Below are 19576 nucleotides of genomic sequence, written 5' to 3'. Positions count from 1 at the left end.
GCCCGCGTGACGCAGATTACATGGTCAACTGCTCGGGCGACATGATGGGAGTCACTCGTGGGATGACACGGCCGCCTCGATCGAGGTATGGAGACCGAACACCTTGTCCAGACCGGTGATGGCAAATATCTTCAAGATGCGTTCCTGGGTGCAGACGACATCGAGCGATCCGCCCTCAGCGCGGACGCGCTTGAGTGATCCGACAAGCACACCAAGGCCGGTTGAATCGAGAAAATCAACCTTTTCGACGTCAATAATCAGCCGAACGTTCCCCGCGTCGATCGTCGACACAATCGCTTCGCGCAATTTCGGCGCGGTGTAGACATCGACCTCGCCGCCGACTTCAACCACCTGGAACGGGCCTTCAGCCCGAGTGTTCAACGACAGATCCATACGTGCCTCCCTGTCGAATATTGAACCATGATCGTGCGGGATCTCAATCCGCTTTCGGATCTGTAAGACTTTTGTCATGAATCCGATCGATGCTGTTGCGCGCCATGTTGATCGGATGACCCATCTCGAGCACATCGCCGCACGCGATGCGGTCTACGCGCCGTGGCCCGATTGGATCGATCCGCAGGTCAAGGATATGTATGTCGCGCAGGGTGTAACTCACCTGTGGAGCCACCAGGCTGAGGCCGCCGAATTAGCTCATCACGGCGAACATGTCGTCATTGCGACTGGCACCGCATCAGGCAAGTCTTTCGCCTATCAGGCACCGGCGCTCACCGCACTTGCCGCTGGGCGAGGCGGCAGTCCACTTCGCGGCTTCCGCGCACCAACGGTCTTGTATCTGTCCCCCACCAAGGCGCTCGCTGCCGATCAACTACTCGGGTTGTCGGTCGCCCAGCACCTCATTCGCGGCGCAACCGTCGACGGCGACAACTCACGTGAGGAACGAGTATGGGCGCGCGATCACGCCAACTACATCCTCACCAATCCCGACACCCTGCATCATTCAATCCTGCCAGCGCATGCCCGTTGGTCACGTTTCGTGTCCGGGCTCAACTACGTCGTGATCGACGAATGTCACCACTACCGCGGTGTATTCGGAGCGCATCTCGCGCAAATCATTCGCCGGCTTCGGCGGATCGCTGCACATTATGGCGCCGAGCCGACCTTCATCCTCGCTTCGGCGACAATCGCCGAACCCGATGTGTCAGCCCGACGAATTACCGGCCTCGACGTCCGCGCAGTCACCAACGACGCGTCGCCGCACGGACCACGGTCGATTGCACTGTGGGAGCCGCCACTGTTGCCTGGCCGCGATTCGACGAGTGGGACCGATCAGCCCACCATCCGACGCCCCGCCACGACCGAGGCCGCCGAAATTCTGACCGACCTCGTCGTCGGCGGCGTCCGGACCTTGGCTTTCGTGCGATCGCGGCGTGGCGCTGAAACTGTTTCAATGGGCGCTCAGCGGCGACTCCGTGAGATCGACCCCGACCTCGTGTCACGGGTCGCCACCTATCGCGGCGGCTACCTACCGGAAGATCGACGCGAACTCGAACGCCAATTACGAAGCGGAGAACTCCTGGGGTTGGCCAGCACAAATGCATTAGAGCTCGGGATCGACATTGCCGGTTTGGACGCCGTCATTTCGGTCGGCTATCCAGGCACGCGCGCCGGGCTTCAACAGCAGTTCGGCCGCGCCGGTCGGGAGGGGCAGCCCTCGCTCGGCGTCATGGTGGCCCGCGACGATCCGCTCGACACCTATCTAGTCCACCACCCCGAGGCGCTGCTGGGCGCTCCTGTCGAGGCGACGGTCTTCGATCCCGACAATCCGTATGTCCTTGGGCCACATCTCGCCGCCGCAGCGCAAGAACTCCCGTTGACTGAAACCGATTTCGCCCTGTTCGGGCCGCGCGCCGAGGCTGGCGTCAACGCGCTGACCGAGGCCGGCTGGCTGCGCAAACGAGCCGCCGGCTGGTTCTGGACCAAACGCGAACGCGCAAGCAATCTCGCCGACATCCGATCAAGCGGCGGTTCGCCGGTGCAGATCGTCGACGGCGCAACCGGTCGACTCCTGGGCACCGTCGATGCCGGATCCGCCGACTCAACCGTGCATACGGGCGCCGTGTATGTGCATCAGGGCGAGACGCATGTCGTGGACGAATATGATGTCGACGAAGGCATCGCCGCCGTACACCTCGACCAACCCGACTACTCCACAATGGCGCGATCGCTGACCGAGATTTCAATCGTTGCCAACGAACGCAGTAAGGAGTGGGGTCCGGCCACAATCTCCTTCGGTTCGGTCGAGGTCGCCAACCAAGTCGTGTCGTTCCTGAAGCGTCGCAAGGGTTCGGGCGAAGTCCTCGGCGAAGAGTTGCTCGACCTACCGTCGCGATCGCTGCAGACCAAGGCGGTCTGGTGGACGCTGCAATCGGAGTCCGTGGCCGCGGTACTGACCGAGGCAGACATTCCAGGCGCCGCGCATGCCGCCGAGCATGCCGCAATCGGGATGTTGCCGCTACTGGCAACATGTGATCGCTGGGACATTGGCGGAGTTTCGACCGCGCTGCATCCAGACACCGGCAGGTTGACCGTGTTTGTCTATGACGGTTATCCCGGTGGCGCCGGATTTGCCGAACGCGGTTACGACCTGGCCGCTCAATGGCTCCGTGTCACACGTGATGCCATCGTGGCCTGCGAATGCAGCGGTGGTTGTCCCTCCTGCGTGCACTCACCCAAATGCGGCAATGGCAACGAACCACTCGACAAATCAGCGGCAATCATCTTGCTCGACGCTTTGTTAGATCACTCCGTCAAATAGTCGACCGGAGCGGCGCGCGCTTTGCTGTCGAACGCGAACCGCTGCCCCCATAAAGCTGTGCTCTCCGAACGCGTGGTCAGCGTTGCAACATCGAAATCCATCCGGCACGTCACGACTCGGGCATGATTACGACGAGCAATCTCGCGCGCTGCTGAACAACCATCGTCGCCAGCCACCGAGGCAGCAGTTGCGGCAAGCGCAGCCAGATCCGCGGCCTTCGTCACCTCGTGGCGCAGCGTGAACAACATCGTTCCTTGCGCCGCGATCCCGGCCAGCAGCGCGAGGACAGAACCGACCACGATCGCGTGAATTGTGACTGATCCGCGTTCGCGGTTCACGGTGTCTCGTCCGCGGCGACAGCGGTAGCCGTAAGCGTGCGGCTGCCGACATGGGAAAACAATGGAACCGGAATCGCCGAACGCACCGTCACCGTCACCGTGACGACACCTTTTTTCGTGGTGGCGTGAATCTTGGTGCCCGCCGGGGCATCGCGTCGGGCAACCTTGACAGCGGTCGTGATCGAATCCCCACGGGCTACCATTCGGGCGCCTTCGCGTGCAGTGTCAACGAGACGAACCTGGGTCACGCCCAGCGAGACAATCCACAGCAGCAGGAAGCCGAAGGCGACGCCGAGCGGCAAGATCGCGGCCAGCTCGGCGGTGACCATCCCGCGTTCGGAGCGCTTCACATCAGCCACCGCCACATCCAGTCACTGCTGCCGCCAAAAAGATGCGGGACCGAGAACGCTTTCGCCAGGAGGTCGTGGATGAAGTTTTCGTACCAGGACGGATTCGGGTCACCGAGCCGTCCACCAATTCGGAACAGCCAGAACGCCATCAGCGAGGCCCCAATTGTCCCGACGCTGTATTCGGCCGTGGTCGCACCGCGTTCGTGGCGGCGCCACAACGGGAAATTCTTGGTCATGATGCTCCTTCCGTGTCCGGCCGGGACGGCGATCCGTCCCGGCCGCGACTGATTAGAACGGCAGAATCGACGGGATTTTCTCTAGGACGCCCTTGATAAGGTCACCGAACCAGTCCGATTGAGCTACCTTGACCAGAACACCTCCGATTGAACAGGCACCGACCGTTCCGACCGCATACTCGGCGGTAGTCATGCCTCGCTCACTCGTACGGATGAGGAATTTCTTCATCGTCTTGCTCCTTTGCGTTGGCGAATGTTTCACTCATGAATGTGGCGACGAGACGAGCTGATTTGCGATGCCATATTGCGATCTGGGGATAGCCATGGCGAAATGTTCACTTGGGGATAAGTCACCAGTGCAGTGACATGAAAGTCCCGTAGATCGTCGGGACAATGCCGATCAAGAAGAACGCCGGCAAAAAGCACAGGCCCAACGGGGCGGCAGTTGAGACGGCAATGCTTCGGGCCCGTTCCTGGCTGCTCGCACGGCGTTCCCGACGGAGTTCATCAGCGAGTCGTTCGAGGATCTTGCCAACCGGCATGCCGGATCGGCCCGCACGCGCGAAACTGCGTCCCAGGGGCGCGAGGGCCGCGTCGGCACGCACCGTGTCCCATACCGCCGCATCATCACCGGAGACCGATAATCGTCGGGCAATCGCAGCGAACTCGGCGCCGACCGGATCGGCGCTCGCGCGGCCCACCATGGCGAAAGCAGAGCCGGGCGGCCGGCCAGCATCGAGAGCCGCAATGAGCAGATCAACCGCGCCCGGCAACTGATTGAGCAGCAACAGTCGGCGTCGGCGTACGGTCGCTGATTCAAGCCCCGCCACGAGTCGTCCCACAAATGGTGCCGCGACGCCACCGACAAGCAACCCGGTCGGAAGCCCCAAGAACGTCACACCCACAACTACCGCCAATGCCATCGCGATCAGCGTCGGCGGTGGATTCGTTCGCTGCTTCTTGGTGGCGACCGAAAAGATCCGCCTACAGCGTCGAAGCGACGACGGGCGGATCGCCAAAAATGCGGCCACCGCAACACACAGCGCCGAGATCATCAGTTCATTCCCGGCCGGCGCGGGCTGCGATGGCATCGACCCAGCTGATACCCACGCATGCCAATGCCGAGCCCGCGGCAAGGCACAGCGAACCGAAAACCGTGGAAGTCAATGTCTGTAGCGGATTCGCGCCGGCCCCAGCTCCCATGGCAAGCCCAAATACCGGCAGGACCGCCATGATGCGGGCCGTCGATCGCGCCGGCCCTAACCCGGCATCGATTTCACGACGAAGGTCGCGTTCATCGCGCATTCGATCGGCCAGTCGATCGAGCACCTTGGCCATCGGGGCACCGGATCGCTCGGACACCTCCCACGCCGAAGCCAGGTCGCTGAGCACCTCCGCACCTGGCAGGCTCGACACGGACCGAAGGGCGTACGGGATGTCGCCGCCCAGCCGGCTGGTCGCGGCCACCGAGCCAAGCGACGGGGTGTCCTCGGCGAGGTGAACCAAGGCGCGTGCAGGCAGCACACCGGCGCCAAGTTCGGCAGCAAGCGCATCAATGACTTCGGCAATCTCACCAGCACGACGCTTGCGGATCGTCACCGCGCGAGATCTCAATCGGAGCCGGATCACAACAGTGATCACTCCCACCGCAGTGACGCCGACGACGACGTGTGGAACCGAACCGCCGACCAGCAGAACCACACCGATGCCTGCAATCAACAAGGCAGGAATCACGGCCCGTCGAATCCCTGACACAGCTGGCAAGGTCGCCGGCAGCATGAACCGCACCGCGACCATTCGCCGCGGCGATGGTCGGGCCACGGCGAGTGCGACCATGAGACAGCCCGCCGCAAGCCATGTCATCCTGCACCGTCGGCGCGCCGGAGAATCGAATCGAACCGGTCGAACGCCGGCCCCTCGGTGACCGCGCCAGCGTGGAAAGTCAGGGCTGGCACTGCTTCGACCAGCCCGCCAGCCGCGCGCTCCAGCACCGCGAACTGGCGCAACTCCCGCTGTCCGTCAGTCGACCCACCCAGCTGTATAACAATGTCGAGCGCAGCAGCGACCTGGCTGTGGACCGCTTCTCGTGACAGTCCCGCCGTCATCCCGAGCGCCTCCAGTCGCGCCGGAACGTCGGCCGCAGAGTTGGCGTGCAGAGTGCCGCAGCCGCCCTCATGACCGGTGTTGAGCGCGGCCAATAGGTCGACGACCTCGGCGCCGCGAACCTCGCCAACAATCACGCGATCGGGCCGCATACGGAGCGACTGGCGCACAAGATCGCGCAGCCCAATTGCGCCAGCCCCCTCAATATTGGCTGGCCGGGCCTCCAGCCCGACAACATGCGGATGTTGCGGCCGCAACTCCGTCGCATCCTCCACGATCACGAGCCGCTCGGTCGGCGCAACGAGCGACAGCATCGCGGCAAGCAGCGTCGTCTTGCCCGAGCCGGTGCCACCGGAAATCAGGAACGCTGCCCGCGACGCGATGACCAGTTCGAGGCATCGAGCGCCTTGGGCGGTCACCGTGCCCGATGATTGCAACTCCTTGAGCGTAAACGTATGACGGGCCGGAACGCGCAACGACAGGATCGTGCCGGGCCTGGCTACCGGTGCGAGCACTGCGTGAAAGCGCGTCCCGTCGGGCAATCGAACGTCGACAAATGGGCTGGCATCGTCGAGCCGGCGGCCGCCCTGAGCGGCAAGCCGTTGGGCCAGGCGGCGTACGGCTTCATCATCGGCAAATGTCACGCCAGTGCGCTCGATACCGTTGCCGCGGTCGAGGTAGACGTCGTGTGGCCCGTTGACCAGAACGTCGGTGACACCGGTCTGGGACAACAGCGCGTCCAACGGCCCAGCACCGATCGTGTCGCGGCGCAACTGATCCACCAATGCCAGAACGGTGCCATCCCCACACAGTTGATTCTCCGCGCGAAGCGCCGCAGCTACGCTCTGTGCCGTCGCCTCTTGGCCATCCACGGACAGCCGTCGCTGCACGCGCTCGAGGAGCGCTGCCGGCATCATGCGCTTAGCCCTAACATGTCAAGAATGCCGGCGCACGTCGATCGATAGGACCGCGACCGCCCCGGGCCGTCACCAGAGTTGAGTGCGGACACAATCCGCCGGTCATGCCGCAACCGGCCCAGAACCGGAAGGCCGAGGGTTTCGCCAACAATCGTCGGCTCGAGCCCACCCGACCGTGCACGGGTCACCAGCGCGACCTTGCCGGTATGCCGGTTGAGTCGCTTCAACACCCGACCGGCGGCGCTCAGCGCATGGACCTCCTCGGGCACCACAAGAACGGTCAACAGCGACCGCGCGAGCACCTCGGTCGTCGCGGCATCGAAACAACGTGGGACATCGACGACGACCAGATCGTATGCACGCGCCGCCGCTGTCAGGACCGATCGAAGCGCCGAGGCCGGCAACTCGAGCGACGGCCGCTGATCCCAGGACAACGACGACACCCCACCACGAGCCGGCAACACTTGCCGCAGTGATTCGGCGCCGACCCGACCTTGAGTCAGGTCGAGATCATGCCATCGCATCCCAGCAACCGCTTCGTGCCCGAGGACAAGATCGGTACCCCCGCCGAGCGGATCGGCATCGATCAGGAGAGTCGCGAGCTCACGGCGCGCACCCGCGAGCGCCAACGCGGCAGCGAGTGTTGTCGTGCCGGCTCCCCCGCAGCCGCCGACAACACTCACCACGCATGCCTCGCCACGGCCCTCGAGTGCGCCAGCGAGGATCTCGATGACCGCCGCTTGATCAGTCGGTAGCGCGCATACGCATTCGGCACCGAGCGCAACCGCCGGCGCCCAGAGCGCTTCAACAGCATGCCCGACAACAACGACCCCATCACGGCGCGATGGCTCCGATTCAGCCAATGATTCGGCCAGGTCGGCACAGACCACAATCGCCGGTGCCACCGTCCACGAGCGCCGTGCGGCAGCAACGTCGGCGGCGACCACCGGGGTCACACCAACTGCCGCGCAAAGCCTCAGCGATTCCTCGAGCAGGTGGTCGTCGCCAGTCACTACGAGCGGCATTATCTGTTCATCCATAGCGTGATCGTCACAAGCGACGGATGTCCCACACAATGCCGAACTTTGAACCTGTGGACATGTGCGCCGGTACCGCCACCTGTGGATATCCCGCTACGCTGGGCCCGTGAGCAGCACCCACCGATCCGCGGCCTTCTTCGATCTCGACAAGACCATCATCGCGAAGTCGAGCACATTGGCATTCAGCAAACCATTCTTCGAGGGCGGCCTCCTGAGCCGCCGCGCCGTGCTTCGCAGCGCCTACGCACAGTTCGTCTTCGCGGTGAGTGGCGCCGATCATGACCAACTCGAAAAGATGCGCTCATACCTCACCCAGATGGTCAAAGGCTGGGATGTCGAGATCGTACGCCAGGCGGTCGCCGAAACTCTGCACGCCATCATCGATCCACTCGTATACGACGAGGCGATCAACCTATTCGAGCAGCACCGAGCGGCCGGGCGGGCAATCATCATCGTGTCGGCCTCAGGCACCGAAGTAGCCGAGCCGATCGGCGCGATGCTCGGCGTCGACCACGTCATCGCGACAAAGCTTGCCGAAGAGAATGGCCGCTATACCGGCGACGTCGAGTTCTATGCATACGCGGGAAACAAGGCCAGAGCGATCGTCGCGCTCGCCAAGGAACGCGGCTACGACTTGCTCGATTCGTATGCCTATTCAGACTCCGAGACCGATCTGCCGATGCTCGAAGTGGTCGGACATCCGTTCGCGGTCAATCCCGACAAGGCACTTCGCAAGGCCGCCGCTGAGAAGGAATGGCCGGTCCTGGTCTTCGCTCGACCGGTCGCGCTACGCCCGCGCCTCGGCCTCAGTTCACGAGCCGGCCAGATTGCGGCCGTATCGGTCATCGCTGGCAGCATCGCAGCGATCACGGTCGGCCTTCTGGTACGCAAGAAAGCCCGTCACCGCAGCATGTGAATCCGGGCGCAAGAAGTTACGGCTCAGTACACCTGTTGCTTCTCGGCGGGCCGGGGTACAAAGGAGTTAATAACTTCACAGCAGCCCAACATTCCAGTACCCACGCGGCGATCTCCCGTCTCAAAGGGCAGTCGTTCTCGGGACAACCACTCCGTAATGGATCACAGTGGCCCCGATCGACATCGACGAAGGCACGCTTGGTAACTGTGCGACTGTTGGGCCCGGCGGCGCCCCTCTTCATTGAGCGGCGCCGCCACTCTGCGTGGGCTCATTCGCATTCGAAAGCTGCCCTGAAAGCGCACGAATTGGATATGCACCGTCGTCCGAACTGATAACCTCCTCGAGTGTCTGTGAATGAGCCGATAGCCTCTGACCTCCGTACGATGTATCTCGATCTCATGAAACGAAGCCTGACTGGCGCGCTTGCCGAAGACAACGACTCAATCCTCGGTGGCATCCGAATGCAGGGCGCCAAGTCGGTCAAGAAGCGCGCGGCCAACCTTGTCGCCACCGCTGCTGGAAAGCTCGATCTGGAGATCACCTACAAGAAGCCCTATGACGCGGTCGCCCGTGAATCAGGTCTGGATTGGCCTTCGCGCGCCGAGTCGATGATCGGACTCAAGCGCATGACCAACATTCAGGACTGCATCGCCTCGATCATGACCGACGAGATACCCGGCGACCTCATCGAAACCGGGGTATGGCGCGGTGGTGCCACAATCTTCATGAAGGCCAACCTCAACGCTTGGGGTGACACGAGCCGCAAGGTCTGGGTCGCCGATTCCTTCGAGGGCCTGCCCGCGCCCGATGCGGCACGCTACCCGGCTGACACTGGCGATGAACTACATACGCAGACGGGACTCGCGGTCGGTTTGGAGACGGTAAAGAACAACTTCCGTCGCTACGACGTGCTCGACGGTCAGGTCGAGTTCCTCGTTGGCTGGTTCAAGGACACGTTGCCGGTCGCTCCGCTTGGCGAGTTGGCGCTGATCCGGCTCGATGGCGACATGTACGAATCGACGATCCAAGCTATTGAGGTTCTGTACCCGAAACTTTCAGACGGCGGCTTCTGCATCATCGACGACTTCGGCAGCCATGCGTCGCAAGCCGGTCAGGCAATCCACGATTACCGCCGCAAACACAACATCACCGACGAGATCATCGCAATCGACGACTTCGGTGCATACTGGCGCAAATCGGGCAAATGAGCCGGCACTAGGATGGCGCGGTTCTCCGCGTTCGACAAACGGAGGCGCACATGCGACTAGCTTGGGCATTTCTACAGATGGTATTGCCGTCATCGTTCAAGCGACGTCTGGGCAAACTGTTCTTCGGTTGGGACATCCATCCGACTGCTCATCTGGGCCGCAGCATCATCCTCGTTCGCAAGGTATCAATGGGGCCGGGCGCAGTGATCGGTCCGCTCAACATCATCAAGGATCTCGAAGAATTGCGGCTAGACGAAGGTGCCAGCATAGGCTCGCGGAACTGGATCACTGGATGGCTACTGTCCACTGATATTTTTAAACACTCGCCACATCGTTATCCCGCGTTGATCATGGGGAGATACGCCGTCGTAACCGTGGCGCACGACATCGACTGTTCCGACCGCGTCACGATCGACGATTATGCCTCCTTTGCGGGTTTCCGATCCACAATCCTGACCCACAACCTGAACCTCGTCAGAGATCGATTCGAGACGACGCCCGTGGTCGTTGGTGAGCGTTCAGCGGTGATGTCGGGCTGCACCTTGTTGAGCGGAACTGCCGTGCCGCCTCGTTCGATCGTCTCGGCCGGCTCCGTCGTCAATACCAAATTGACTGAGGAGCTTACGTTCTACCGAGGAAATCCGGCCGAACCTGTCCGCTCTCTCCCGCCCACTTTGGGCTTCTTCAAACGCTCAGGCCCGCTCGGCGCGGGGTCGACTGCTCAACCACGGGATCAACACTAACTTGCGCAGTTCGCACCATCGGGACCGATATCGGCCGACACGACCGTGACCTTGTCGGAGTGGTTCCAGAACACCGTCGCCCACATCAGCACGCCAATTGCTTGGCTGATCGCGACTCCCCACATCGCTGGCTCTGCACCGCCCACGAAAGCACCTGCCACCGACAACACCAATGCAATGAACGTGGTCACCACATCAATCACGACCGCCTTGTGAATTGCCCGCATACCAAGCAGCCCGGTACGAAATCCGGTCATCAAGCCGATCAGAAGGATTTGCGCAGCCGCTGGCCACAGCAACTTCTCTGCCTCGGACCAGGTCGCGCCCAATATCGCACGCCCGACTTGATCGGGCAGCAGCAACAACACGGCCCCGTTGAGTAGCGCAACAGCGGTTGTCAGCGTGGTCAGTCGAGCTACCATCGAGCGCACGAACAGCCGATCAGTGGCATTCCGAGCAACTTCACCAACCCCGCTAGCAATCACCGCGACCTGGAATGTCATGAATGGCCGCTGCAGCAACAATGCGCCCTGAACCGCACCCAGCGCCTTTCCACCTGCAATTGCGCGCAACGCAATTGCGGCGGCCAAACCGCTGCCTTGCGTCGATGTGTAGGAAACCAGATAGCGCCATGAATAGGACCAGTTCTTGACCAACCACGAGAGTGACGGGCGTGGTTGAGAACCCCGGTGCTGCCAAAAGATCAATAGTCCCGACAGAGCGCCCGATCCGGCCCACGCGACGATGAACTGCCAAAGCTGGTGGGAGTCGGTCACGATGAGCACGGCAACGGCAGCCAGCTGAAGGGTGAGCCAACTGACGTCAAGGGTCAACGCGTAGCTGGGCCGACGGGTTGCGAAAGCTAAATAGCGGCCTAGATCTTGCAACACAAGGAGCGGAACGAACAACGCAAGCGCGAACAATGCCTCGCTTAAGCGCCGGTCCCACAACCCTGCCACGATGCCGCCCACCAGGACGAGGAGCCCCAGCCCAAGCCCGAGCAGACAGGCACTGCCGATCGCGTCACCGGGATGCTGTTCGGCCTCAACTGGATCCAGGAGCAACGGTTCACCAACCAAGGCGCGGGCGCTGCCCTGAATCAGAACATAGACTAAGAAGGCGATCCCGAACAGTCCGAAGGAACCAATATCGAGCAGTCGGGCGGCAAGCACCGCAATTAAGACATTCGATGCACCCGAGATCGCCTGATCAATTGTGGTGACGCCGAGCCGGCGCCGACTTGAATGCTCCTTGACGGTCACCAGTCGCTACAGCTTCGCGGAATCAATATGACGCTTCTGCTTCGCTCGAGCGAATGCGATGAAGGCATCGATATCCTCACTGGCAAGATAGGGAACGGCCTCACGAACTTCATCCTCGGGCCAGTTCCACCAGGCGATCTCGAGCAATGCCGCGCGTTGTTCCTCGGTGTGTCGATACCTGATCAGCTTGGCCGGATTGCCGCCGACAATGGCGTAGGGCGGTACGTTCTTGGTGACCACTGCACCAGCAGCGACTATTGCGCCATCGCCGATCGTGAGTCCGGTGAGCACGAGCGACTCGGCGCAGACCCAACAGTCCGACCCGATGATGGTGTCCTCGCTATGCAGCGGAATGCCATCCTCGCCCGCACCCGCCATGCCCATATTGATGCGATGTGGGTACGTCGTCACCATCCGGGACGGGTGCCGTCCACCGAGCATGATCGTCCCGCCGACCGAGGAATAATTGCCCACTCGTAGCCCGGTCGAATCGAGCATATAGGTCAAAATACGCGGAATTCCATATGCACCTTGTCCGTAGGACACACGACCGGACCGTTGTAGGCGTCGAAAGTTCCCCTCGTCAGCACCAAGCGGCGAAAAGTATCGGATCCGTCGCAGAATGTGCTTGATATACCTGAGTGCTTGTTTCATTCACGTCCTCCTTATCCAGTCAGTGTGGTGGTTTATCGCCACATACCTACGCCACCAGAAACGCGTGATTTAACGCGTTCAATGGCGTTGGGAAATTTCTTACGCATGCGATCGTATTCCTCGGGCAGAATGACCCGTACGCCTTTCGCCGAGTCGCCGAGAATACTGCGCGAAACCGTGCGCCATGCCCGCCGGCGCCAACGTCGGTAGTCGTCGGCCTCGGCTGCCACAAACGGCGACGGCACTCGATGCGACGTCAGTTCGACTCGATACGCGCGGCGCAGTTGTCGAGAAATGCGACGCCCGGTCGTATCAGTCGCGTAGGGGTAGGGACGAGCCGGCGGAAGTTTCTGTTCGAACGCAACCACTCGATCGGCATACTCACGGCAGAGTGCCCGAATTGCCTCAGGATCACCGAGCACGCGGTCGTCGCCGTGCTCGAATCGGACCGACAGCCGTTCCGGAGTACTCGAATCAAAGGCATGGAAATGGAATAGCCTGATCCGTTCACCGTTCGCCGAGTTGAGATAGCCATCGTCGTCCCGTGCAAGCGGACGCTCGGGCAGATTGGCCACCCCAATGTTGTAACCCGAGTGCCGAAGCGCGGCGGACCGAAACAGGGTACTGCCGATGTCCATCCATTTCTGATCGACGAACAAGCCTGCCAGCGGATCATAAAGGCACTCGACTTTCAGGTGGTCCCACCACCAGTCCAAGAACTCGCGAGCGCGTCGATCGACACCACAGAAACCGAGGTTATACACCCCCACCGTCAACATGTGACCTTCATTGATGCCGCGTTCAGTCGGCGTCGGCAGCAGGAAGTGCGGTGTCAGTAGGATGCCGCCTTCTGATGCGGCGAGCGCGCCTGCCAGTTCGACCATCGGCGACGTCAGATAGGTGTCCGGGTCCAGATAGAAGACTTGTTCGGTGTCGTCCAGGAGCGCTTTCAACAAAAGCGGCTTTACCGCCGTCGCGAACTCAACTAGGTCATAGCCCATCGCGAAGTCCAAAACCTCACGTTCGGTCAAACCCAACGAAGCTGTACTGCGGCAGGTCACCCCCGATAATTCGGGAAGGTCGTAATCGCTCGCGCAATCGGTAAAGAGGATCGTCAGCGACGCACCGTTCTCGTGGTGCCGCAAACTCTCCGCAAGCGCGAGCGCTTTCGGCAAATAGTTGCTCGACAGAATTGTGCAATAACCGACCGATGGCGCCATTGCTACGCATCCTTCTGGACGAAGATCATCAACGTAGCGGCCAGCCGCGGCGGTGTGAGGTAGTCGATGACCGTACCGATCCGCCATGCGGCTGCGGAGCGTCCGAAATACTGCGGTTCGCTTGTATGCCCATAAAGGAACACCGAATGCGGTGCGAACAATCGGCGCAGATCCGCTTTTGTGTTCATCTCGTAGCGTGTCGGGAACATGTCTTCTTCCTTGCGGCCGGGCTGCAACCGATTGAGAATCCGCACATGAAGCCGTTCGGGGATGGTCCTCGCACCGATCGCGATCATGCCCCATTTGTTCGGTGTGCGCGCAGCGAGCCAACCGCCTGGTTTAAGCACTCGCATGATGTCCGCTGCCAATTTAGGCGCGTCCTCACGATTGACATGTTCCAGCACGTAATCGGCGATCACGACATCAAACGAGGCCTCCTCGAATGGGAGCGGCGCACCGACCTCGACGACGTGGGCCGTATCCAGAGAGGGGTTAGTGAGCACGACTGGATCGACGTCGGTGCCGACGACTTCAGCGACACGGCCCCTCAGCCAACGCAGTTGTTTCGACATACGTGGCATCGGATCGACCGCCCAGTGCCCGCGCCCTGCCCCCAGATCAAGGACCCGGCTTTCATCGGACACGAGCGCGTTGATCCGCGTGTAGAACTCAATCTGCCCGTCCTTGCGCGAAAAACCACCTGCGGCGGCCTCCGGGTACAATCGCTTGAGCGTTGTATTAGGGACAAAATCGTCAGATGTCACGCATATCTCCTAGGCATTCGAGCGGCGGCAGGAGAAATTTCGCCCTCGGCCGCCGACAGCATCATTGCACGTCCGATGCACCGAACGTGCGCAATTTCGTATGATCAAACTCATCGTTCAAGTAGCCGATCAATCGCATCGGATACCACCGCCGGGCTGAGATCGATGTCGGCCTGAATCCGATTCATCGTCCGCTCCGGTCCATGCTTGCTAACATCGCCGGCCACCACATAGGCGTAGCGTGCGTCCGGGATGCTGTCGGTGATCGCCCAGAAGCAAGCCTTGACGAAGCTGGCCGGAAACAACTCCAGAACACGCACGCCTGGTCGTGCGAACACGAGGTTGGTCAGGGCCGCCCCGTGCGGAGCGACGATTAGGTCGGCAGCGGCAAAATGATCGATTTGGTCACGTACCGACATCCCCCCGGGGTCGATCCGCACGAAGCCACGCCGTTCCAACATCGCCCAAGTCGCTTCCTCTTGGACGAGCCGTCGAGTGTTGGGGGCAGTCCCTCTAGTCACATAGATGCGTTGGGGCAGCCCCCCAATATCGTGAGCCGGCAGCCGCGAACGCAGCCAGTCAACCGTCGCGCGCGGCGCGACTTCCTTCGGATTCGGCAGGCAAGGCACAACAAGATGATCGGCGCTCACAGCCCGATGTTTTCGGGTCTCGATTATCCGATGCCCGCCCAGGCCCACTAAATCCAGCAGATCGCGCTGCCACGTCGCGCCCGACGGCACATACAACGCATCGATGTGTCGTCCGGGCATTGTGTCCTCGAAGACGCCGAACCGAGGCAGGACATCGAGTAAGAAGTGGTAATAATTGTCGCTTCCACCCCGAGTTGCCAACGCCACAAGAGTGCCGTCAATGGATTCAATCGGCGGGAGTTTGCGGCGCAAATAGATCGGGTGTTCACGCCAATTCGAAATGCCGAAATAGTTGCTGGTCTCATAATCGAGAGTGCCATTAGGTGTGAGGTTTGCACCATAATCGCCAACCACGACACCATGTGCAATCTCAATCGAATACCTCGGCAAGACGTCAAATGTCTGCGCCGCTTCAAAGATCCAATGGCGCGCGGGCTCCCCCACTGCGAGTTCTCGACGAATGTGCTCGGTCTCGCCCCGCTCGTGAACAACCACAACATCGGGTTCGAGCGCGGCGGTCTGCGCCGACGAGTACGTCGCCCGTCGAGGCAGCGCCTGCGCGCCAACAAGACGAGAGGTCCGTCGGGTAACCAGACCGGTCAGCAATGCCGCCAATCGGTGCAGACGTTTGACCAGCGGCCATGCCGGTTGAAGTCGATTCGGAAGGCGAGTCATCCGGCAATTGGGTCTCTCGACAACCAAGCCATACCCAGGCGCGGCAAGAACTTCTCGCGATGAACGAGAGTTAAGCCAGCGCTGGTGAAAAATTCCTCGAGTTCCTCCCAGGAATGGCCTGGCAGATCGTGATACTCCAGCACGACCCGACGGACCTCGCGCCAGTCCTCGGGATCGGACCCGAGCACCATGTCGTATTCGCCACCCTCAGTGTCGATTTTCACAATGTCGGCGGACCGCCCGCTGACCTGCAATGCGTCGGCCATCGAGACGCTTCGGACCGACACCTTCGTCGAGTCCGTCGTCAGATGAAGTACGCCGTTATGCCCACTGGCAGCTCCGTTGTCCGCGAGTTCGAGAACCCCCGCGACGGCTTGGACCGCGAGATTGTTGCCATGTATCCGGGATTCAAGTCCGTTGTCAACGATATTGCGCTGAAGGTACGCGGCAGTCGACGGTGATGCTTCGTAGGCATCCACGCGCCCACCCGGATGTTGGCGCGCGAAGGCCACCGAAAAGCAGCCCACATGCGCACCGATGTCCAGCGCTACTGGCGACTCGCCGAGGTCGGCAGCGAACCAGGCGAGGCGGTACTCGTCCTCGACGAAAATTTCATAAACCGGAACTCTAGCTCCTGGCTTGTTCGGCACGGTGATCTGACCACCTGAACCGATTTCGAACACCAACTCTTCGGGCCGGCCGGTCACACTCTGTCGCGCCATTGCCAGCAGAAGTGCGGCGCCATTGTCGAATCCCGACACAGTTTGTCGGACCCGTCGTGCGGCCAAGGGGATGCTGCGAATCATGCTGGGTTCCTTATCTCGGAGAGGGCGGCACTAGGCTCACACTCAAAATTTCTCTGCGCCGTCACCATATTTTGAGGTCTGTTCACGTTGACTGCAATGGACAACGCGAGGACTGCCCAGATGAGACGATCCCACAAAGTATTGGTTAGCGGGCCGATTGCCACATATGCGAGCACTGGATAGGCCAACCGGTGCCCTATTCCGGGCCAGAAGAGCGGCCGAAGCGCGCTCCAGAGAATCAGCAGGTAGCCGAGCAGCCCGAAGACACCGACCGCGACTGCCACCTGGAGGTAAATATTATGCGACCCAATGCCACCATCGAAGCCGTTACCGAGCAATGGATGGTGTTGGAACTGCTTGATCGCGGTGGTAAATATCTGTGAACGTTCCGTGTCCGATCCGGTGGCGGTTCCGTTGCCGAGTAGCCGCCCCAGTGCGCTGTTGCCGTCGTCGTTCAGCAGTTGGCCGGAGAACATCAGGACCCCTGCCAATCCGAACAGAACCGCACCGCCAGCTTTGACCGAATTTTCAACGAATGGGTAGATGAGAGCCAACATAATCAGCACCACCAACGCGGCACGACTGCCGCTGATCCACACTCCGTAGGCACACACAAGACCCGCGCCCCAGAACAGCCACACCCACCGAGTCGCGACCTTGGCGACAACGTAGGGCACGAGGCTCGCCGCTAGGAGACAGGAAAGGCCGAGATAATTTGGGTGATAGGTGAACCCGATATATCGGGCGTCGCCGGCAACTGGACCTTGTACAAGGCCGTAGCCCACGCTGAACACGGTCCCGATAATGTATGCGGCCGCGAATCGTGTCACCCACTCTGAACTGGGCTGCCAAACCATGAAGAACACCGGTAGTGCGAAAGCACCCACCAGAAGTCGAGCCACCTGATTGCCACTGACAACCGGTATGGGACTCCCCACGCTAGCGATAACACCCATCGTGAACAACAACCCCAAGCCGAGCAGGAACAACCAGGGCATCTCGATTTTGTTGGCGAGGATCGTAGGCGTCAGAATCGCGAACCCAACGACAAAGACCACATCGGATAAAGTTACATACGACGAACCCAATCGAAGATCATTGAGCGGCGCAAGAAACATTGCCAGCAGCACGAGTAACGTGCCGGTTCGGGTTAAATCGAGACATACCAAGCATGCAATGACGATCGCTATACCCACGGCTGCGCCTGCGAATATCACCGACTGGGTACCCAGCATTACGAGCGGCACAAGCACGCCTACTGAAGCAATTCCAGCGCATGCCGCGCTTACTCTGCTCCGGTTCATGACCATTCTCATCCACACACGGCCGGTCAGGCTGCCCGAACTGTGTCGCGTCCGTCCACTCGCGCGATTGGAAAGCTCACCGCTTTCGCCCTGATGGCCCACGGCGATTGCCTTCGGGCCGAACTGCGCGTCGCGATGCCGGTGATAAACGATCGGCGCGGCCATCCCCAGCCGATTCACCGTAGCCATAGCCGTAACCGTAGCCGTAACCGAAAACTGTACGGCGGGGCGACATGTTGAGGACGACGCCAACTATTCGCGCTCCTACGCCCTCAAGGCGATCGGCCGCCTGCTGAACGAGTTCCTTGCTGGTCTTGCCGTAGCGAGTCACCATGAGCACCCCGTCCGTCATTGGCGCGATGATCGATGGATCGGCGACCGGAAGCAACGGCGGGGCGTCGATGATGACGATGTCGTAGTCCTCGCGAACAGTGGCAAGAACGTCCCGCATTGACTGCGTCTCGAGCACTTCGGCAGGATTGGGCGGCAACGGGCCGGTGGCGAGGAAATCAACACCGCTTTCATGCTGCTGAATGCAATCCTTCAGCGAGGCCCGACCAACCAGAACCGTGAGCAGACCCACTGCGTTCTCGAGTCCGAGAATGCGGGCGACCCGCGGTTTGCGGAAATCACAATCGAGAATCAGCACACGACGGCCAGTTTGTGCGAGCGCTATCGCCAAATTGGTGGCGGTTACGGTTTTCCCTTCATCGGGCACGGCGCTGGAGATCACTAGCATCTGGCGGTCTGAGTCCAGATCGACGAACTGCAAATTGGTCCGCAGCACACCAAACGCTTCAACCCGTTCCCGCGAGCCTTCATCGTCGCTAATCAACGGATGCTTTGGTACCGAAGAATCAAATGGGATGATCGCCATTAACGCCGCGTTCGTCACCTCAACTAGGTCCTCCGCAGATTTCACCGATGTGTCCAACATGTCACGCAGCACAGCGCCAGCAAATCCGATCAACATGCCAAGGATTGCACCAACAATGAGATTCAGCGCCAAGTTAGGGGCGACTGGATTGGCGTCGAAGGATGGGTCGCCCGCCAATTGTGCGGCGATCGGAGCCTTGGGGGTCTCACCTCGGACCGTGTTTTTCGGTGTTTCGAGAGTGGCGACAAGATCTACGATTGCTGCGGATTCGGCATGCGCAATACTGCGGGCAACTTGGGGATCTTCATCGGACACAGTCACCTGAAGGATGACTGTATTCGGCACGGCCTCGGTCGTGATCCGCGACGCCAAATCGGCTGTAGTGACGTCGAGACCGACCTTCTTGATCACGCGCTGCAGAACAGCTGGATCCGTAGCGAGGTCCGCATACGATGAGACCCGTTGGGCCGAATAAATACCCATGGAATAAGGGTCCAGCGTGGAAGAACTCGTCGTCGTCACATAGATCCGCGCAGTAGATTTGTAAGTCGGCGCAATGAACGAGGTCAAGACGCCTGCAGTCAGCAGCCCTAGAAGGAACACGATTACGACAAACTTCCACCGGCGCCCCAACGTACGAAGTAGTTGACGTAGTTCCACTCAGAATCCTCGTTCGGGTTTCGGCTCTGGCATGTTCGGGACTTCACGAGAGTATATGTTGCAATAACCGTGCTGCT

The 19576-nt window shown here is 60.8% G+C and carries 21 protein-coding genes; 4 read left to right on the top strand and 17 right to left on the bottom strand.

Features of this window, described 5'->3' with window-relative positions; all coding sequences use genetic code 11:
• Nucleotides 1-51: 51 nt before the first annotated feature.
• Complete coding sequence (locus AC2YB9_RS02050; protein WP_487267095.1) at nucleotides 52-393, bottom strand: STAS domain-containing protein; 342 nt, start codon at nucleotides 391-393, stop codon at nucleotides 52-54.
• A gap of 76 nt (nucleotides 394-469) precedes the next feature.
• On the opposite strand from AC2YB9_RS02050, the gene AC2YB9_RS02045 reads away from it, so the two are divergent.
• Complete coding sequence (locus tag AC2YB9_RS02045) at nucleotides 470-2776, top strand: DEAD/DEAH box helicase (protein WP_487267094.1); 2307 nt, start codon at nucleotides 470-472, stop codon at nucleotides 2774-2776.
• Here the strand turns inward: AC2YB9_RS02045 and AC2YB9_RS02040 are convergent.
• From AC2YB9_RS02040 to ssd, 8 genes are all read right to left on the bottom strand, one after another.
• Nucleotides 2761-3114 (bottom strand): Rv3654c family TadE-like protein, encoded by a 354-nt coding sequence (locus AC2YB9_RS02040; protein ID WP_487267093.1) that lies wholly within the window; start codon nucleotides 3112-3114, stop codon nucleotides 2761-2763. The genes AC2YB9_RS02045 and AC2YB9_RS02040 overlap by 16 nt on opposite strands.
• Nucleotides 3111-3473 carry a TadE family type IV pilus minor pilin gene (locus tag AC2YB9_RS02035; RefSeq protein WP_487267092.1) on the bottom strand — a complete coding sequence of 121 codons (363 nt, stop codon included), beginning with the start codon at nucleotides 3471-3473 and terminating at the stop codon, nucleotides 3111-3113. The genes AC2YB9_RS02040 and AC2YB9_RS02035 overlap by 4 nt, the downstream gene beginning before the upstream one ends.
• Nucleotides 3461-3700, bottom strand: a complete 240-nt coding sequence (locus AC2YB9_RS02030) for a hypothetical protein (RefSeq protein WP_487267091.1) — start codon at nucleotides 3698-3700, stop codon at nucleotides 3461-3463. Before AC2YB9_RS02030 ends, AC2YB9_RS02035 begins: the two co-directional genes overlap by 13 nt.
• 52 nt (nucleotides 3701-3752) lie before the next feature.
• The gene (locus AC2YB9_RS02025; RefSeq protein ID WP_487267090.1) at nucleotides 3753-3929 is read right to left on the bottom strand and encodes a DUF4244 domain-containing protein; all 177 of its coding nucleotides are present in this window, start codon (nucleotides 3927-3929) and stop codon (nucleotides 3753-3755) included.
• Nucleotides 3930-4050: 121 nt separating this feature from the next.
• Complete coding sequence (locus AC2YB9_RS02020; protein WP_487267089.1) at nucleotides 4051-4791, bottom strand: type II secretion system F family protein; 741 nt, start codon at nucleotides 4789-4791, stop codon at nucleotides 4051-4053.
• On the bottom strand, nucleotides 4760-5563 hold the full coding sequence (locus tag AC2YB9_RS02015) for a type II secretion system F family protein (protein WP_487267088.1): 804 nt from the start codon (nucleotides 5561-5563) through the stop codon (nucleotides 4760-4762). Before AC2YB9_RS02015 ends, AC2YB9_RS02020 begins: the two co-directional genes overlap by 32 nt.
• On the bottom strand, nucleotides 5560-6720 hold the full coding sequence (locus AC2YB9_RS02010) for a TadA family conjugal transfer-associated ATPase (protein WP_487267087.1): 1161 nt from the start codon (nucleotides 6718-6720) through the stop codon (nucleotides 5560-5562). The genes AC2YB9_RS02015 and AC2YB9_RS02010 overlap by 4 nt, the downstream gene beginning before the upstream one ends.
• Complete coding sequence (gene ssd, locus AC2YB9_RS02005) at nucleotides 6717-7760, bottom strand: septum site-determining protein Ssd (RefSeq protein WP_487267086.1); 1044 nt, start codon at nucleotides 7758-7760, stop codon at nucleotides 6717-6719. The genes AC2YB9_RS02010 and ssd overlap by 4 nt, the downstream gene beginning before the upstream one ends.
• Before the next feature lie 106 nt (nucleotides 7761-7866).
• Here ssd and AC2YB9_RS02000 point away from each other — a divergent pair, with 106 nt between their 5' ends.
• The 3 genes from AC2YB9_RS02000 (at nucleotide 7867) to AC2YB9_RS01990 (ending at nucleotide 10627) form a co-directional block, all read left to right on the top strand.
• Nucleotides 7867-8676 carry an HAD family hydrolase gene (locus AC2YB9_RS02000; RefSeq protein ID WP_487267085.1) on the top strand — a complete coding sequence of 270 codons (810 nt, stop codon included), beginning with the start codon at nucleotides 7867-7869 and terminating at the stop codon, nucleotides 8674-8676.
• Between the two features lie 344 nt (nucleotides 8677-9020).
• Nucleotides 9021-9884, top strand: coding sequence for a TylF/MycF/NovP-related O-methyltransferase (locus AC2YB9_RS01995; RefSeq protein ID WP_487267084.1), 864 nt, complete (start codon nucleotides 9021-9023; stop codon nucleotides 9882-9884).
• A gap of 50 nt (nucleotides 9885-9934) precedes the next feature.
• On the top strand, nucleotides 9935-10627 hold the full coding sequence (locus AC2YB9_RS01990; protein ID WP_487267083.1) for an acyltransferase: 693 nt from the start codon (nucleotides 9935-9937) through the stop codon (nucleotides 10625-10627).
• Here the strand turns inward: AC2YB9_RS01990 and AC2YB9_RS01985 are convergent.
• The 8 genes from AC2YB9_RS01985 to AC2YB9_RS01950 all read right to left on the bottom strand — a co-directional run bounded on the left by AC2YB9_RS01985 (nucleotide 10624) and on the right by AC2YB9_RS01950 (nucleotide 19499).
• Entirely contained in the window at nucleotides 10624-11889 is a 1266-nt protein-coding gene (locus AC2YB9_RS01985; RefSeq protein ID WP_487267082.1) for an MATE family efflux transporter, read from the bottom strand. The two genes, AC2YB9_RS01990 and AC2YB9_RS01985, sit on opposite strands and share 4 nt — an antisense overlap.
• A gap of 6 nt (nucleotides 11890-11895) precedes the next feature.
• Nucleotides 11896-12543 carry a CatB-related O-acetyltransferase gene (locus AC2YB9_RS01980; RefSeq protein WP_487267081.1) on the bottom strand — a complete coding sequence of 216 codons (648 nt, stop codon included), beginning with the start codon at nucleotides 12541-12543 and terminating at the stop codon, nucleotides 11896-11898.
• Nucleotides 12544-12575: 32 nt separating this feature from the next.
• On the bottom strand, nucleotides 12576-13763 hold the full coding sequence (locus AC2YB9_RS01975; RefSeq protein WP_487267080.1) for a glycosyltransferase family protein: 1188 nt from the start codon (nucleotides 13761-13763) through the stop codon (nucleotides 12576-12578).
• Nucleotides 13764-13765: 2 nt separating this feature from the next.
• Nucleotides 13766-14527 carry a class I SAM-dependent methyltransferase gene (locus AC2YB9_RS01970; RefSeq protein WP_487267079.1) on the bottom strand — a complete coding sequence of 254 codons (762 nt, stop codon included), beginning with the start codon at nucleotides 14525-14527 and terminating at the stop codon, nucleotides 13766-13768.
• A 110-nt stretch (nucleotides 14528-14637) separates the two neighbouring features.
• Complete coding sequence (locus AC2YB9_RS01965) at nucleotides 14638-15852, bottom strand: glycosyltransferase family 61 protein (RefSeq protein ID WP_487267078.1); 1215 nt, start codon at nucleotides 15850-15852, stop codon at nucleotides 14638-14640.
• On the bottom strand, nucleotides 15849-16658 hold the full coding sequence (locus tag AC2YB9_RS01960; protein ID WP_487267077.1) for an FkbM family methyltransferase: 810 nt from the start codon (nucleotides 16656-16658) through the stop codon (nucleotides 15849-15851). Before AC2YB9_RS01960 ends, AC2YB9_RS01965 begins: the two co-directional genes overlap by 4 nt.
• A complete protein-coding gene (locus AC2YB9_RS01955) occupies nucleotides 16655-18151 on the bottom strand; it encodes an O-antigen ligase family protein (RefSeq protein ID WP_487267076.1) in 1497 nt (498 codons plus the stop codon). Before AC2YB9_RS01955 ends, AC2YB9_RS01960 begins: the two co-directional genes overlap by 4 nt.
• Complete coding sequence (locus tag AC2YB9_RS01950; protein ID WP_487267075.1) at nucleotides 18039-19499, bottom strand: tyrosine-protein kinase domain-containing protein; 1461 nt, start codon at nucleotides 19497-19499, stop codon at nucleotides 18039-18041. The genes AC2YB9_RS01955 and AC2YB9_RS01950 overlap by 113 nt, the downstream gene beginning before the upstream one ends.
• Nucleotides 19500-19576 lie beyond the last annotated feature (77 nt).

The organism is Aeromicrobium changchenzhani (genome assembly GCF_057586615.1).
The sequence above is the reverse complement of the archived record's forward strand: the minus strand, read 5'-3'. Positions and strand labels throughout refer to the sequence as shown.

Coding starts and splice junctions, on each gene's coding strand:
- ssd (WP_487267086.1), bottom strand. CDS start 7,760: ATGGATGAACAGATAATGCCGCTCGTAGTGACTGGCGACGACCACCTG.
- AC2YB9_RS02025 (WP_487267090.1), bottom strand. CDS start 3,929: ATGAAGAAATTCCTCATCCGTACGAGTGAGCGAGGCATGACTACCGCC.
- AC2YB9_RS01960 (WP_487267077.1), bottom strand. CDS start 16,658: ATGATTCGCAGCATCCCCTTGGCCGCACGACGGGTCCGACAAACTGTG.
- AC2YB9_RS01980 (WP_487267081.1), bottom strand. CDS start 12,543: ATGAAACAAGCACTCAGGTATATCAAGCACATTCTGCGACGGATCCGA.
- AC2YB9_RS02045 (WP_487267094.1), top strand. CDS start 470: ATGAATCCGATCGATGCTGTTGCGCGCCATGTTGATCGGATGACCCAT.
- AC2YB9_RS01955 (WP_487267076.1), bottom strand. CDS start 18,151: ATGGCTACGGTGAATCGGCTGGGGATGGCCGCGCCGATCGTTTATCAC.
- AC2YB9_RS01990 (WP_487267083.1), top strand. CDS start 9,935: ATGCGACTAGCTTGGGCATTTCTACAGATGGTATTGCCGTCATCGTTC.
- AC2YB9_RS01965 (WP_487267078.1), bottom strand. CDS start 15,852: ATGACTCGCCTTCCGAATCGACTTCAACCGGCATGGCCGCTGGTCAAA.
- AC2YB9_RS02010 (WP_487267087.1), bottom strand. CDS start 6,720: ATGATGCCGGCAGCGCTCCTCGAGCGCGTGCAGCGACGGCTGTCCGTG.
- AC2YB9_RS02015 (WP_487267088.1), bottom strand. CDS start 5,563: ATGACATGGCTTGCGGCGGGCTGTCTCATGGTCGCACTCGCCGTGGCC.
- AC2YB9_RS02050 (WP_487267095.1), bottom strand. CDS start 393: ATGGATCTGTCGTTGAACACTCGGGCTGAAGGCCCGTTCCAGGTGGTT.
- AC2YB9_RS01975 (WP_487267080.1), bottom strand. CDS start 13,763: ATGGCGCCATCGGTCGGTTATTGCACAATTCTGTCGAGCAACTATTTG.
- AC2YB9_RS02020 (WP_487267089.1), bottom strand. CDS start 4,791: ATGCCATCGCAGCCCGCGCCGGCCGGGAATGAACTGATGATCTCGGCG.
- AC2YB9_RS02030 (WP_487267091.1), bottom strand. CDS start 3,700: ATGACCAAGAATTTCCCGTTGTGGCGCCGCCACGAACGCGGTGCGACC.